Source organism: Rhizobium sp. 01N447_2 (assembly GCF_056399245.1).
The window spans coordinates 16,287-31,107 of sequence record NZ_JBFTQY010000058.1 but is presented as its reverse complement, the minus strand read 5'-3'; the positions used below and the strand labels follow the sequence as shown (position 1 = coordinate 31,107).

The following is a 14,821-nucleotide window of genomic DNA, read 5'->3' as shown; positions in this document are numbered from 1 at the left end:
ATCTCGTCTACTGCTGCCTCGTTTCCCGAAGGAGGTAGTCGAGGATGAAATCCGCCCGGTCGGTGACCGCGATTTTCGGCAGCATGACGATGTCGTAGCCGAGCGTGGGATAGACGGCGGCAAGTCGATCATATTCGGCGACCGCCTCGTCGAAGCCATGGCGCCGCTCGGGGTCGGTCGTGTAGATTTCGGGCCACGGCGGCGTGAGAAAAACCCTCGGGTGATAGCGGTGGGCGGCGCTCAATTTTTCCAGGACCGGTTCTCCAGTCAGGTGCTGCAGCGCTGCCGCCGCATCGATCAGCCCGCGATCGAAGAACGTCCAGCCGGTCTGCTCACGCGCCGTCGTGTAGTCAGCCATCGCCATCTCGATTGCGCGGCGGGCAAAGGCCGCCATGTCGACCCAGGGCAGGGCTGCGCCGTCGCCTTCGAGTTCCTGTTTGACGATCCGTCGGCCGGGCTCTTCGACGATGGCATGACCGCGAGCGGCAAGTTCCGCAAGAAGCTTCGATTTTCCGCCGCCGGAACATCCCGAAATCAAGACCAGCCTGTTCATGATCAAGCTCCCGTCTCAGTCGGCCCGTCGGGCGCGCGCCAGGCCGTGGTCCACTAGGCGGTCGATGATTTCGGCGTAGGTGACGCCGCTTGCCGCCATCGCCTTGGAATACATGCTGATATCGGTGAAGCCGGGGATGGTGTTGATTTCATTGACGAGGAACCGCATGTCATCCGTCAGGAAGAAGTCGATGCGGGCCATGCCATCGCAGCCGACGGCTCTGAAGGCTTTTGCGGCCACGTCGCGCATGGCGGTCTCGATCTCCTGCGGCAGTTCGGCCGGCACTTTCAGCGCCGCACCTTTCTCGTCGATATATTTGGCATCGTAGCTATAGAAGCCGTGACTTTCGGCCGGCACGATCTCGCCCGGCCGGGAGACGAAGAGTTCTCCTGCCGTATCTTCCAAGACGCTGAATTCGATCTCACGGCCGCGCACGAATTCCTCGGCGAGCAGCGTGCGATCGTGGCGGAAGGCCTCAGTAAGGGCGGGCGCGAATTCCTGGCTGGCATGGACCTTGGCAACGCCTACCGACGATCCCTGGCGCGCCGGCTTGATGAAGAGCGGCAGGCCGAGCTCGCCTTCCAAGGCTGCCAGCGAAGGGACGGCACCCTCATGGATCGTCACCGCACGCGCCACTGGCAGGCCCGCTGCCCTCAGCAGGCGCTTGGCGATGTCCTTGTCGAGCGCTGCGGCGGAGCCGAGGATGCCGCAACCGGCGAGTGGAACGCGGGCCACCTCCGCCGCGCCTTGCACTGATCCGTCCTCGCCATGCTGGCCGTGGAGGACAGGAAACAGGATGTCGACCTTTGGTAGGTCATGCGGCGCGCCATGGGCCGGAATTGCCAGTATCCGGCCCCGTCCGCCCGGCACGAGGCAGATTTCCGTGCCTGATGAAGGCGTCGCCAGCATGCCGTCCTCGAAGCTGCTCAGCAGCCACCGTCCCTCGCGGGTGATGAAAACAGGAACGGCGTCGTATTTTTCGGGCTTGAGCGCGCCCATGACATTGGTTGCCGAGAGCACGGAAACTTCATGCTCGGCCGAGCGGCCGCCGAAAAGCACGGCAATGCGCAGCCTGTTTGGGGATGGGGTCATGAAAGCCTCCGAAACGATCTGGTGTTGAAAAGGGTCAGGCGTCGACCGATATGCCGCGATTGGCGAAGAAACGGTCGAAGATGGCGAGCGGCAGTGTCACATCGGCCTGGCTCGCTTCGTCATGACCGGACGGGTTGTGAAAGCGAATCGTCTCCTGCGAGGCTGACGTCACCAGCACCAGGTGTCCGCCTTTCGAGAGCGGCTCGCGCTCCGGCCAGCGGATGCCCGAGTTCACCGAGGCGATGAAGAACCGGCGCTTCGACAGAAGGTCGGGAATAGCTGGCGTCTTGACGCCGGTCATCGTCTCCGCGCTAAGTCCGAAACGCTCGGCGGCGAAGCGGACGAAGGGCGCGTAAATCAGCCCTTTGATCGATGCATCGATCTCGTTGACGACATAACCGCCATAGGCGGTGCAGGCGCGGGCAAGCTCGAGGGTCGGGTGGATTTCACCGCGGGCGGCAAGGATCATCTTCAGGCAGGCCATGCCGCAGACATTGACCGCCCAGCGTGCATATTCCTCGATTGTTGCGGCCCCAGAATGGCGCCAGAGCGGATCGCTGAGCAAGGCCTGCGATCCCTCGGCAAGCACCGGCAGCGTCATGCCCGGTGATTCCCATTGGCTGAAATAGGGCACGCCGCTCTGCTGCATCCTGTCGATATCCCCGTGACTCGTCTCTTGAGATGGCGGGCAATCTTGGCTTTTTTCGAACCGATGCACGCTGACGATCCGACGGTAGGGGGCGTTTTTCCGTAGGTCTACTTAATTAAAATAAGGATATAGATTAGAAATTATGGCCGATTGATCAGCCGAGGGAGCCAAGTTTGGATTTTTTCAGATTACGGACGCTTCGCGAGCTTTCGCGCCGCGAGACAATGGCGGCGGTGGCCGATGCTATCGGCATTTCGTCGTCGGCGGTTTCTCAGCAAATCGCCCAGTTGGAGGACGAAATCGGCATTGCGCTCGTCGAGCGACGCGGGCGAGGGGTGACGCTGACACCGGCCGGCCAACGGCTCGTTGTGCATGCCGATCGGATATTCAGCATTGTCGAGGAAGCCAAGACCGATATTGCCGAGCTGCAGAATATCGTCGCCGGTGACCTGAGGATCGCCACCCAACGGTCCGCGGCGTCCTCCTTCATTCCGGCCGCGATGCGCGAGCTCGCGATCCACCATCCGCATCTCAACATCGTCATGACGACGATGGGACCTGCCGAAGGCGTGGCGGCACTCCGGGCCTGGCAGGCCGATATCGTCATTGCCGACGACATATCGTTCAATCCGTATACGCTGGAGGGCACGGCCGACACGCTGTTCCTCTGCCGCGACCAGCTCTTCGTGCTTCTGCCCGCTGGCCACAGGCTGGAGAGCGAGCCCATCATCGAACTCGCACAGCTGAGGGATGAACATTGGGCGCTCGACGTCGCCTCTAGCGCCTATTCCATGGCCATCCGCCAGGCCTGCCGCGACATCGGTTTCGAGCCTGTCATCAACGGCTTCAGCGACAGCTTCGAAGTGGTGTTCGCACTTGTCGAAGCCGGTTGCTCGATTTCGGTGATGCCCGGACTGGCGCTTCGAGATTTTGGCGAAGGCCTGACCGTCAAGCCGCTGGCGTCATCCACCTACCGGAGCATCTACGCGATTACCCGGCGCGGCGAGGTGCGTAACCCGAAGGTCGCGGCGGTGCTCGAACAACTGGTAAAGAGCGCGCCGCGGGATTTGAACAGATCCTGATTTCGCGCGAATGCACTCTTGGCAGAAGCGATCATATCGGGCACTCTTGGTTCATGGTTATGGCAACTCAAGCAGCAGACGCTCGCGCACGCGACGCACGACTTACCACCACGGCCTCCTGATCGGAGCCGAGTTAACACTGTCGTTTTCTTTCTCCTTATTTGCCTCGAGCCACAGTCCATGGACACCAGATCGTTTCCAAAGCCACATCGCGCTTTTTTCGTCCGGAGCGTCGCGCAGACGTCCTGCGCCGCAACTCCGCGCGCGTTTCGACTTAGCCGCGGCTGCCGGACGTCACCGGAGCACCGGCAGCCGTAGCTGCTCCTGAACCACAGAACGCCTCCATTTTTCAGGACACGCCGCCGCAAAGCCGGCCGGCGCCAGGAGTAATTCATGCCTTATGATCCCACAAAGATCGAACCGAAGTGGCAGGCTTATTGGGCCGACCACCATATCTTCCGAGCGGAAATCGATCCGGCCAGACCGAAATTCTACGCACTCGACATGTTCCCATATCCTTCCGGTGYGGGCCTGCATGTCGGCCATCCTCTCGGCTATACGGCCACTGATATCACGTGCCGCTACAAACGCATGCGCGGCTTCAATGTCTTGCATCCGATGGGATGGGACAGTTTCGGCCTGCCGGCGGAGCGCCACGCGATGCGGACTGGTGTGCATCCCGACATCACGACGAAGCGCAATATCGAGACGTTTCGCGGGCAGGTGCAGAGGTTGGGTTTCTCCTATGACTGGAGCCGCGAGTTCGCCACGACCGACCCCGCCTATGTGCGCTGGACGCAGTGGATCTTCCTGAAGCTGTTCGAGAAGGGCCTCGCCTATCAGGCGGAGGTTGCGGTCAACTGGTGCCCGGCCCAGAACGCGGTGCTTGCCGACGAGGAGGTCAAGGACGGGCGCTATGTCGAGACCGGCGATCCCGTCATTCGCCGCAGGATGCGCCAGTGGATGCTGCGCATCACGGCCTATGCCGATCGGCTGCTACAGGGACTGGACGGCCTCGACTGGCCCGAAAACCTGAAAACCATGCAGCGCAACTGGATCGGACGTTCCGAGGGCGCCGAAATCCGGTTTCCGCTCGAGCACGGCAAAGAGGTCATCACCGTCTTCACGACGCGCCCAGAGACCCTGTTCGGAGCAAGCTATATCCTGCTCGCGCCGGAGCATCCTGCAGTTGCCGCCATCGTCGAGCCGGAAATGCGCAAGGCGGTGGCCGCCTATATTGCCGAGGCCGAAGGATTGGAAGAGACTGTACGGGCCGATGCCGGGCGCGAGAAGACGGGCATCTTCACCGGCGCTTATGCGATCAACCCTGCCAACGGAGCCCGGCTGCCGGTTTGGGTGGCCGATTACGTGCTGGCTGGCTACGGCACCGGCGCCCTGATGGCGGTGCCGGCTCATGACGCGCGCGACTACGCTTTTGCCCATGCGCACGAGCTGCCGATCATTCGCGTGATCGACAGCGAGGACGATATCGAAAAGGCGGCTTATGAGGGCGAGGGGGCGATGGTCAACTCCGGCTTCCTGGATGGCCTGGGCTCGCCGGAGGCGAGATCCGCCATCATCGCCTGGCTGCAGGCGAACGGCGCGGGCTGGCCGAAGGTCATGTACCGCCTGCGCGACTGGCTGTTTTCCCGCCAGCGCTACTGGGGTGAGCCGATCCCGGTGCTGCATCTGGCTGATGGCTCGGTGATGCCGCTGCCTGAGGAATGCCTGCCGCTGCTGCCGCCTGAACTGGACGACTACGCTCCGACGCCGGATGGCGAACCGCCGCTTGCCCGTGCGCAGGCCTGGGTCGAAACGATCGTGCCGGGCACCGACATTCCGGCACGGCGGGAGACCAACACGATGCCGCAATGGGCGGGGTCCTGCTGGTATTATCTCAGGTTCCTCGATCCGGAGAACACCAGCGAACCCGTCGGGCGCGAGGCCGAGCGCTATTGGATGCCGGTCGATCTCTATGTCGGCGGCGCCGAGCACGCGGTCCTGCATCTGCTCTATGCCCGCTTCTGGCATAAGGTGCTCTACGACATCGGCGTCGTTTCGACGGATGAGCCGTTCCAGCGGCTGTTCAACCAAGGCATGATCCTTGCTCATTCCTACCGCGATGCGGCGGGCCGGTATTACGCGCCGTCTTCCGTTGTCGGAGAGGAGGGTAGATGGTTCGCTGGGTCGGTCGAAGTGCAGCGCGCCGTCGAGAAGATGTCGAAGTCGCAGCTGAACGTTGTTAATCCCGACGATGTCRTCCATCAGTTCGGGGCCGACGCCTTGCGCCTGTACGAGATGTTCATGGGACCTCTGGACGCGGCAAAACCCTGGCAGACCGCTGGCGTGATCGGCGTGCGTCGGTTTCTGGAGCGTGCTTGGCGTATTGTCTGCGACGAGAGCGACGGATTGTCTCCAGTGGTGCTGGAGGCGGCCCCCGGCCCGCAGCTTCTTCGCTTGCGCCACCAGACGGTGAAGACCGTGACGGCGGATATCGAAGCAATTCGGTTCAATACCGCGGTTTCCCGGCTGATGGAACTGGCTAACGCACTGACGGTGGAAGCAGAGCGTCCGCGCGAAGTGGTGGAGACATTCGTGCTGTTGCTCGCACCCTTTGCGCCTCACATCGCGGAGGAGTTATGGAGCAAGCTTGGTCACGGGGAAACACTGACATGGGTTTCCTGGCCCACCTTCGATCCTGCAATGATCGAGATGGAGACCCGCGAATATGTCGTGCAGATCAACGGCAAGGTTCGCCACCGCTTCGAAGCCGCCGCCGACCTCGGCGAGGCGCTGCTTGCGGCGGCGCGATCCGAACCCGCTGTCATGGCCTTGCTCGACGGCAAAACGGTGGTCAAGGAAGTTCTGGTCCCGGGGCGACTGGTGAATTTCGTCGTCGAAGACCTGTGATGATCCAAAGCGGATCGTCGGATTTGAGCCCGACGTTCCGTTCCCTCAACCGACCGCCTACCTGCCGCTCTCCGGCCAGGTCGGCTGGCTTACGCTCTGCAGCAGTTCCGGTTCGACGCCGTCGATGCGTGCGATGACGGCTTTTGCCATTTCGCGGCCGGCTTGGCGCACGTCTTCCTGCGCGGTGATGATCTCGGGGCGGATCCAGTTCAGGATGGGCACCGATTGCTTGGAAACCATGTCGAGATCGCGGCCGAGCGCCTTGCCGGCGGCCTCGATGCCGGCATTGACGGCGATTGCAGCACTGCCGGCCGAACAGACGATGCCGTCGGGGGCGTTGCCCGAGCGCATCATCACCTCGACGATGTCGCGGATGTCGGCGAGCGGTGCGTCGGTGTTGACGCGTAGCGGCACTTCCTCGGCGCCGTAATCATGCAGGCCGGTCTGGAAGCCGATGCGGATATGGGCGTAGTAGGTGAGCTTGCTCGGCGGCTGCAGCAGGGCGATGCGGCGCCGGCCGCGCTTGACGAGCCTTTCCACCGCTTGATGCGCGAAGGCCTCGTTGTCGAAATCGTGGAAGGGGTGCGTCAAGCCCGCATCGGTGCGCCCATGCGTGGCAAAGGGCATGCCGCGCTCGCTCAGCAGCCGCACGCGCGGATCGTCCGGCTCGATGCGGGAGATGATGACGCCGTCGGCCGAACCGGTATCGAGGATATAGCGAACCGGCAGCATCGGGTCCTTGCTGTGGGAATGCGGCGTGATGACGATATGATAGGGCGTGCCGGATAGCACCTCGGAAATGCCGAAGACCATCTGGCTCGAGAAGCCCATGATCTCCTCGTCGATGCTGAGAACGAGGGCGATGACGTTGGTCTTGCCGGTGCGCAGGCGCACACCTGCCCTGTTCGGCTGGTAGCCGAGCTGGCGGGCGACCATGCGCACCCGCTCCTTGGTTTCCGCCCCAATATCCGGCGCATCCTTCAGCGCGCGCGACACCGTCGTCACGCCAAGGCCGGTCATGAAGGCGATCGTCTTCAACGTCGGGCGCTCGCGCGCTGCCGGCGTCGATGCCGCGTTCCCGAAATTTCCCTTGTTTTCCATCCCTTTAGGCCGTCCTGCGCGAATTGGTGTCGCTTATAGAGGCTTTTTCCAGCGTCGTAAGCCCGCCGCATGCCAAAATCGCACCTCCCTGAAGAATGCAATCTGTAACGATACAGTAGAAATGTCGAGTGCTTTTTGTTGTGTGCATTGCAGCATCATACGCATAGGTTGAATCGGCAATTCGTGCTCTGTTTTTTTGCGTTTGCGAAGAGGCTAAATCGCTCTGCTAAATTTATCATGTAAAATTATTATGTAAATTCAAATAGATAAATTGAAAACGCATGTGCGAGAACGGCCGACTGAATATCGCTTCAGGGGATGCGGCGCCTCTGATGGAAACAGCCAAAAGTAGCAATTCTCGTTATCGCGGAAAAATTTGCCTGCGGACAGTTGCGTGGAGAAATCGATTGATCTAAGTTTTTCCGGCAACGTTTCAGTGAGGGAGGAGAACTCATGAAAATCCGTATATTGGCGGCCGTGCTTGCCGCCTCGGTCGCGCTTCCGTTCGGCGGCGCCAACGCCACCGATCTCGAAGTCACGCACTGGTGGACTTCGGGCGGCGAATCCGCTGCCGTCGCCGAGTTGGCAAAGGCATTCGACGCCACCGGCAACCACTGGGTAGACGGTGCTATCGCCGGTTCCGGCGGCACTGCCCGTCCGATCATGATCAGCCGCATCACCGGCGGCGATCCGATGGGCGCCACTCAGTTCAACCATGGCCGCCAGGCCGAGGAACTCGTTCAGGCCGGCCTGATGCGCGACCTGACCGATGTGGCGACCGCCGAGCACTGGAAGGATATCATTCGTCCGTCGAGCCTGCTCGATTCCTGCACCATCGATGGTAAGATCTACTGCGCTCCCGTCAACATCCACTCCTGGCAGTGGCTGTGGCTTTCGAACGCCGCCTTCAAGAAGGCCGGGGTCGAAGTTCCGAAGAACTGGGATGAGTTCGTCGCTGCGGCTCCGGCTCTCGAAAAGGCCGGCATCATTCCGCTCGCCGTCGGCGGTCAGCCGTGGCAGGCGACAGGCGCTTTCGACGTGCTGATGGTCGCGGTCGCCGGCAAGGATACCTTCAACAAGGTCTTCAAGGACAAGGATGCGGAAGTTGCCGCCGGTCCCGAAATCGCCAAGGTGTTCAAGGCGGCCGACGATGCTCGGCGCATGGCCAAAGGCAGCAACGTTCAGGATTGGAACCAGGCCACCAACCTTGTCATCACAGGCAAGGCCGGCGGCCAGATCATGGGCGACTGGGCACAGGGTGWGTTCGCGCTCGCCGGTCAGAAGGCCGGTACCGACTATACCTGCCTGCCGGGCCTCGGCGTGAACGAGATCATCTCGACCGGCGGCGACGCCTTCTACTTCCCGCTGCTGAAGGACGAAGAAAAGTCCAAGGCGCAGGCGGTGCTTGCCAAGACCCTGCTCGATCCCAAGACCCAGGTTGCCTTTAACCTGAAGAAGGGTTCGCTGCCGGTTCGCGGCGACGTCGATCTCGCTGCCGCCAACGACTGCATGAAGAAGGGTCTCGACATCCTGGCCAAGGGCAACGTGATCCAAGGCACCGACCAGCTGCTTTCGGCCGACAGCCAGAAGCAGAAGGAAGACCTTTTCTCCGAATTCTTCGCCAATCCGTCGATGACGCCGGAAGACGCTCAGAAGCGTTTCGCCGGGATCATCGCTTCTGCTGACTGATCAGCAGATTTGCTGCCCTTGCGGTCCGGCTCCCATCGGGGCCGGATCGTTCCGGACGGTCGGTGATGGTCCGGCGGGCGGCGGCGTCTCTCTGGTATCTTCAGCAGGTTTCAGAGGTGGAGACGACAGGCGGCGCCTTGCCGTTCTGTTAGTTGTCGCAGTTGCGATTGAGGAGAAGTGTTTATGACGGGTCAAGCGCGAGCAGGCCGGCCAAACAAGTTACTGCGCAATCTGAATGCCAAGATTGCGTCTATCCCGATGATCCTGACAGCGCTGGTGATCTTTGTCGGCGGCACGTTTTGGACGGTCTTTTATTCTTTCACCAATTCCAAGCTCCTTCCGCGGTTGAGCTTTGTCGGCTTCGATCAGTACCAGCGCCTCTGGGCGGCACCACGCTGGGTGACGGCGATCGAGAATCTGGCTGTCTACGGCATCCTCTCGCTGATCTTCAGCCTGGTCATCGGTTTCATGCTCGCGGCGCTGATGGACCAGAAAATCCGCTTCGAAAACACCTTCCGCACCATCTTTCTCTATCCTTTCGCGCTGTCCTTCATCGTGACAGGCCTCGTCTGGCAATGGGTTCTGAATCCCGATTTCGGCATTCAGGCGGTGGTGCGCTCGATCGGGTGGACGAGCTTCACCTTCAATCCGCTCTATACGCCTGAAATCGTCATCTACGGCATTCTGATCGCGGCGCTGTGGCAGGGAACGGGTCTCGTCATGTGCCTGATGCTTGCCGGCCTGCGTGGGATCGACGAGGACATCTGGAAAGCTGCGCGTGTGGACGGCATTCCGATGTGGAGGACCTATCTCTTCATCGTCATTCCGATGATGCGGCCGGTCTTTATCACGACGATCGTCATCATCGCCTCCGGCATCGTCAAGGTCTACGACCTCGTGGTCGCGCAGACATCGGGCGGACCGGGCATCTCGTCGGAAGTGCCGGCGAAATATGTCTACGACTACATGTTCCAGGCGCAGAACCTGGGGCAGGGCTTTGCTGCCTCGACCATGATGCTCGTCACAGTCGCGATCATCATCGTTCCGTGGGCCTATCTGGAATTCGGCGGAGGGCGCAAGCGTGGCTGAAGTAGGAACTCTCAACACCACCGCTGCCGGCATCGACGCCGTCGGGGCTAAACTCGCCGAAGGCCCCAGCGGCCCCCGGCCACGCCCGGCACTGTCGGCGCGCAACATCATGCTCTACGGCACGCTGATCGTCGCAGCGCTTTACTATCTGCTGCCGCTCTATGTGATGGTGGTGACTTCGCTGAAGGGCATGCCGGAAATCCGGCTCGGCAACATCTTTTCGCCGCCGGTGGAGATCACCTTCGAACCCTGGGTGAAAGCCTGGGCGCAGGCCTGTACCGGGCTCAACTGCGATGGCCTGTCGCGGGGTTTCTGGAATTCGGTGCGCATCACGGTGCCATCGGTCATCATCTCGATCGCGATAGCCTCGGTGAACGGCTACGCGCTGGCAAACTGGCGCTTCAGGGGCTCTGAGCTTTTCTTCTCGATCCTCATCATCGGCGCATTCATTCCCTATCAGGTGATGATCTATCCGATCGTCATCATCCTGCGCGAAATCGGCATCTATGGCACGCTGACCGGCCTCGTCATCGTGCATTCGATCTTCGGCATGCCGATCCTGACGCTGCTCTTCCGCAATTATTTCGTGTCGCTGCCGGAGGAACTGTTCAAGGCGGCGCGTGTCGACGGGGCGGGCTTCTGGCAGATCTTCCTGCGGATCATGCTGCCGATGTCGCTGCCGATCTTCGTGGTCGCGATGATCCTGCAGGTGACCGGCATCTGGAACGACTTCCTGTTCGGCGTGGTCTTCACCCGGCCGGATACCTATCCGATGACCGTGCAGCTCAACAACATCGTCAATTCCGTCCAGGGCGTGAAGGAATACAACGTCAACATGGCGGCAACGATCCTGACGGGTCTCGTGCCGCTCATCGTCTACTTCGTGTCGGGACGGCTTTTCGTCCGCGGCATCGCCGCCGGCGCAGTGAAGGGTTGATCTCATGAATATGAATGCAAGCGTCTCTATCAAGGATCTATCCCTGAATTTCGGCGCGGTCAGCGTGCTGAAGGATCTCAATCTCGACATCAACGACGGTGAATTCCTCGTTCTGCTCGGCTCGTCCGGCTGCGGCAAGTCGACCTTGCTGAATTGCATCGCCGGCCTGCTCGACGCCTCGGAAGGGCAGATCTTCATCAAGGGCAAGAACGTTACCTGGGAAGAGCCTAAGGACCGCGGCATCGGCATGGTGTTCCAGTCCTATGCGCTCTATCCGCAGATGACCGTCGAGAAAAACCTGTCCTTCGGTCTTCGTGTTGCCAAGGTGCCGCAGGCAGAGATCGACAAACGCGTGGCGCGTGCCTCCGAAATCCTGCAGATTCAGCCGCTCCTGAAGCGCAAGCCGGCCGAGCTTTCCGGCGGCCAGCGCCAGCGCGTGGCGATCGGCCGGGCACTGGTGCGCGATGTCGACGTCTTCCTGTTCGACGAGCCGCTATCCAATCTCGACGCCAAGCTGCGCTCGGAGCTGCGTGTCGAGATCAAGCGCCTGCACCAGTCGCTGAAGAACACGATGATCTACGTCACCCACGACCAGATCGAGGCGCTGACGCTTGCCGACCGCATCGCCATCATGAAGAGCGGCATCATCCAGCAGCTCGACGATCCGACGACGATCTACAACAGGCCGCGCAATCTGTTCGTCGCCGGCTTCATCGGTTCGCCGTCGATGAATTTCCTGCACGGCGAGCTGGTCAAATCAGGCGACGGCATTGCCTTTTCGGCCAACGGCGTCATTTTCTCGCTCGCTGCCTACGACGCCAGCGAGACGCTGCAGCCCGGCCGCAAGGTGGTGCTCGGCGTTCGTCCAGAACACATCAAGGTCAACGAGAATACCGGCGGCGAAGAACATGACGCCACCGTCGATATCGAGGAGCCGATGGGTGCGGACAATCTGCTGTGGCTGAAACATGCCGGTCACACGATGTCGGTACGTGTCAACGGCGCACGCCGCTTCAACGTCGGAGCCAAGGTGAAGCTCAGCTTCGACATGACGGTCGCCTCGGTCTTCGACGCCGAAAGCGAGCTGCGTCTCTAGAAGGTTCTGCGGGCGGGGCCGAAATGGCGCCGCCCTATTTCCAATCGGCCATCAGGCCAGCCAAATTCGGCCGCGGTCCGGCTTGTCCGGCGATTCCCAGGAGCGGTCCGATCAGGATATGACTATGACATCCTTGCCGAAGAACGGTTTCAACATCGACCTTTCCGGTTCGTGGCAGCTCGCCTCCGTCGACGGCGAGATCCGCACCGCGATCATGCTGCCGGGCGACGTGCACACGGGTCTGCACCGGGCAGGATTGGTCCCCGATCCCTATTTCGGCCGCAACGAGGAAAAGGTGCAGTGGGTCGCCGAGCGCGAATGGGCGGTCGAGCGCAGCTTCACGCTTCAGGAGGTCGAGGGCGACTGGTATCTCGATATCGACTATCTCGACACGGTCGCCAGCGTCCACGTCAACGGCTTCCTGGCGCTCGAAGCCGATAACAGCTTCCGCCGCTACCGGCCTGATGTCTCCAGCATGCTGAAATCAGGCGACAACAGTATCCGCATCGTCTTTGCCTCCAACATTGCCGTCGGCGCTGCGCGACAGAAGCAGCAGCCGTTCTACATTCCCTACAGTACCGGTAATTCGCCAATCCCCGACGGCAACATGCTGCGCAAGCCTCAATGCCATTTCGGCTGGGACTGGAACATCGCCATTGCCCCGCTCGGCCTTTACGGGACGATCGCGCTGAAGAAGCTCGAAACCGCGCGCATCGAACATGTGGTCACCCGCCAGACCCACAATAACGACGGCTCGGTCGACCTCAAAGTGACGGCGACGCTGTTTTCCAAGGGGTCAGACATTGCCCAGGTCTATTTTGAGCTCGACGGCGAGCGCGTGCGCCTGGATGTCGGCGTCAATGGCGAGACCCATGTCAACCACCTCTTCCATATCGACAATCCACGCCTCTGGTGGCCCTCCGGCAGCGGCGAGCAGGCGCTCTACAGGCTTTCCGTCGAATTGCCGACCGATGAAGTGACCAAGCAGATCGGCCTTCGCACCGTCGAGCTGATCACCACGCCGGATGCGTCAGGCAGCCGCTTCGCCTTCAAGGTCAACGGCCGCGAGATTTTCTGCCGCGGCGCCAACTGGATCCCGGCCGACGCGCTGTTTTCGCTGTCTTCGCCTGAGAAGACCGAGGATCTGCTGCAATCGGCCAAAGCCGCCAATATGAACATGATCCGCGTGTGGGGCGGCGGCTTCTACGAGCAGGATCATTTCTACGATCTCTGCGACCGGCTGGGCCTCATGGTCTGGCAGGACTTCATGTTCGCCTGCAACCTCTATCCCTCGACCGAGGACTTCCTCGACAATGTAACGATCGAGGTCGATTACCAGGTGCGCCGGCTCTCCTCGCATGCCTCGATCGTGCTCTGGTGCGGCGACAATGAGCTGGTCGGAGCGCTGACCTGGTTCGAGGAGTCGAGGAAGGATCGCGACCGCTATCTCGTCTCCTATGATCGGCTCAACCGCACGATCGAGCAGGCCGTGAAGAAGGCGCTGCCCGGCGCGCTCTGGTGGCCGTCGAGCCCGGCGTCCGGCTATCTCGATTTCGGCGATGCCTGGCATGCGGACGGGTCCGGCGACATGCATTACTGGTCGGTCTGGCACGAGAACAAGTCGTTCGACAATTACCGCACGGTGCGTCCACGCTTCTGCTCGGAATTCGGCTTCCAGTCCTATACCTCGCTGCCCGTCATCAAGACCTATGCCGAGGCGAAGGACATGAACGTCGCTTCCCCAGTCATGGAACTGCACCAGAAGAATGCCGGCGGCAACGAGCGCATCGCCGCCACGATGTTCCGTTATTTCCGCTTCCCCAAGGATTTTCCGAACTTCGTCTATCTCAGCCAGATCCAGCAGGGGCTGGCGATCAAGACAGCGGTGGAATACTGGCGGTCACTCAAACCCCATTGCATGGGCACGATCTACTGGCAACTCAACGACACCTGGCCGGTCGCCTCCTGGTCGAGCCTCGATTATGGCGGCCGCTGGAAGGCGATGCACTATCTCGTCAAGCGCTTCTTCCAGCCGGTCGCAGTCGCCGCCATTCCTTCCGACGACGGAAAGACGATCCGTTTCTCGCTCGTCAACGACACGCTTGCCGATGTCAGCGTTGATCTTGCAGTCTCGATCCTGACGGTAAAGGGCGAACGCCGGCACCTGAAGGACGTGCAAGCCGTTTGTTCGCCGGATGCGGCCGTCACTGCCACGAGCATCGACGTCTCCGATATTCCCGAGGGAACGCTGCTTGCCTGGCACTTCACCGCTTCGAACGGCATGGGCGGCGAGGGGCATTACGTCAACGGCACCTACAAGGCGTTGGAGCTGGAGCCCGCGGGGCTTGCTGTTACCCACGAATATGTCGAGGAGAATGGCTCCGTCGACATCAACGTCACCGCGAAAGGACTTGCGCTTTTTGTGATGATCGAGACCGAGACGGACGGCAAATATTCCGACAACGCCTTCGATCTTGCGGCCGGCGAGAGCCGCCGCATCACCTTTACCCCGGCACGGCCGCTTGATCGTGGCGCGCTTCCGGAGTTCCGGTTCTACGACCTGTATTCCTGCCAGTCGGCGGATTGATCTTGCAAGAATGGGCACGAGGCCCAAGGAGAACAT

Annotated in this window: 11 protein-coding genes; 7 read left to right on the top strand and 4 right to left on the bottom strand. The window is 61.1% G+C overall.

What is annotated here, in order from left to right:
• Nucleotides 1-7 precede the first annotated feature (7 nt).
• From AC1ECN_RS28775 to AC1ECN_RS28765, 3 genes are read right to left on the bottom strand one after another with little or no spacing between them, the layout of a single operon-like run.
• Nucleotides 8-553 carry an AAA family ATPase gene (locus AC1ECN_RS28775; protein WP_024322079.1) on the bottom strand — a complete coding sequence of 182 codons (546 nt, stop codon included), beginning with the start codon at nt 551-553 and terminating at the stop codon, nt 8-10.
• 15 nt (nt 554-568) lie between these two features.
• Nucleotides 569-1,645, bottom strand: a complete 1,077-nt coding sequence (locus AC1ECN_RS28770) for a D-alanine--D-alanine ligase family protein (protein ID WP_130661738.1) — start codon at nt 1,643-1,645, stop codon at nt 569-571.
• 34 nt (nt 1,646-1,679) lie between these two features.
• A complete protein-coding gene (locus AC1ECN_RS28765; RefSeq protein WP_075224913.1) occupies nt 1,680-2,294 on the bottom strand; it encodes a C39 family peptidase in 615 nt (204 codons plus the stop codon).
• A gap of 173 nt (nt 2,295-2,467) precedes the next feature.
• Between AC1ECN_RS28765 and AC1ECN_RS28760 the strand changes: the two genes are divergently transcribed.
• Both AC1ECN_RS28760 and leuS read left to right on the top strand, forming a co-directional pair.
• A complete protein-coding gene (locus AC1ECN_RS28760; RefSeq protein WP_130672687.1) occupies nt 2,468-3,376 on the top strand; it encodes a LysR family transcriptional regulator in 909 nt (302 codons plus the stop codon).
• Between the two features lie 393 nt (nt 3,377-3,769).
• Nucleotides 3,770-6,286, top strand: coding sequence for a leucine--tRNA ligase (gene leuS, locus AC1ECN_RS28755; RefSeq protein WP_477954868.1), 2,517 nt, complete (start codon nt 3,770-3,772; stop codon nt 6,284-6,286).
• 57 nt (nt 6,287-6,343) lie between these two features.
• On the opposite strand, the gene AC1ECN_RS28750 is transcribed toward leuS, so the two are convergent.
• Nucleotides 6,344-7,387, bottom strand: a complete 1,044-nt coding sequence (locus AC1ECN_RS28750) for a LacI family transcriptional regulator (RefSeq protein ID WP_024322074.1) — start codon at nt 7,385-7,387, stop codon at nt 6,344-6,346.
• Nucleotides 7,388-7,840: 453 nt separating this feature from the next.
• Between AC1ECN_RS28750 and AC1ECN_RS28745 the strand changes: the two genes are divergently transcribed.
• The 5 genes from AC1ECN_RS28745 to AC1ECN_RS28725 all read left to right on the top strand — a co-directional run bounded on the left by AC1ECN_RS28745 (nt 7,841) and on the right by AC1ECN_RS28725 (nt 14,785).
• Complete coding sequence (locus AC1ECN_RS28745; RefSeq protein ID WP_477954867.1) at nt 7,841-9,076, top strand: ABC transporter substrate-binding protein; 1,236 nt, start codon at nt 7,841-7,843, stop codon at nt 9,074-9,076.
• Nucleotides 9,077-9,259: 183 nt separating this feature from the next.
• Entirely contained in the window at nt 9,260-10,165 is a 906-nt protein-coding gene (locus AC1ECN_RS28740) for a carbohydrate ABC transporter permease (RefSeq protein ID WP_017964644.1), read from the top strand.
• Nucleotides 10,158-11,102, top strand: a complete 945-nt coding sequence (locus tag AC1ECN_RS28735; protein ID WP_024322072.1) for a carbohydrate ABC transporter permease — start codon at nt 10,158-10,160, stop codon at nt 11,100-11,102. Before AC1ECN_RS28740 ends, AC1ECN_RS28735 begins: the two co-directional genes overlap by 8 nt.
• A gap of 4 nt (nt 11,103-11,106) precedes the next feature.
• On the top strand, nt 11,107-12,198 hold the full coding sequence (locus AC1ECN_RS28730) for an ABC transporter ATP-binding protein (RefSeq protein WP_018074626.1): 1,092 nt from the start codon (nt 11,107-11,109) through the stop codon (nt 12,196-12,198).
• Nucleotides 12,199-12,322: 124 nt separating this feature from the next.
• Nucleotides 12,323-14,785, top strand: coding sequence for a beta-mannosidase (locus tag AC1ECN_RS28725; protein ID WP_130661737.1), 2,463 nt, complete (start codon nt 12,323-12,325; stop codon nt 14,783-14,785).
• The last annotated feature ends 36 nt before the right edge of the window (nt 14,786-14,821 follow it).

Coding starts and splice junctions, on each gene's coding strand:
- AC1ECN_RS28740 (WP_017964644.1), top strand. CDS start 9,260: ATGACGGGTCAAGCGCGAGCAGGCCGGCCAAACAAGTTACTGCGCAAT.
- AC1ECN_RS28750 (WP_024322074.1), bottom strand. CDS start 7,387: ATGGAAAACAAGGGAAATTTCGGGAACGCGGCATCGACGCCGGCAGCG.
- AC1ECN_RS28730 (WP_018074626.1), top strand. CDS start 11,107: ATGAATATGAATGCAAGCGTCTCTATCAAGGATCTATCCCTGAATTTC.
- AC1ECN_RS28770 (WP_130661738.1), bottom strand. CDS start 1,645: ATGACCCCATCCCCAAACAGGCTGCGCATTGCCGTGCTTTTCGGCGGC.
- AC1ECN_RS28765 (WP_075224913.1), bottom strand. CDS start 2,294: ATGCAGCAGAGCGGCGTGCCCTATTTCAGCCAATGGGAATCACCGGGC.
- AC1ECN_RS28725 (WP_130661737.1), top strand. CDS start 12,323: ATGACATCCTTGCCGAAGAACGGTTTCAACATCGACCTTTCCGGTTCG.
- AC1ECN_RS28775 (WP_024322079.1), bottom strand. CDS start 553: ATGAACAGGCTGGTCTTGATTTCGGGATGTTCCGGCGGCGGAAAATCG.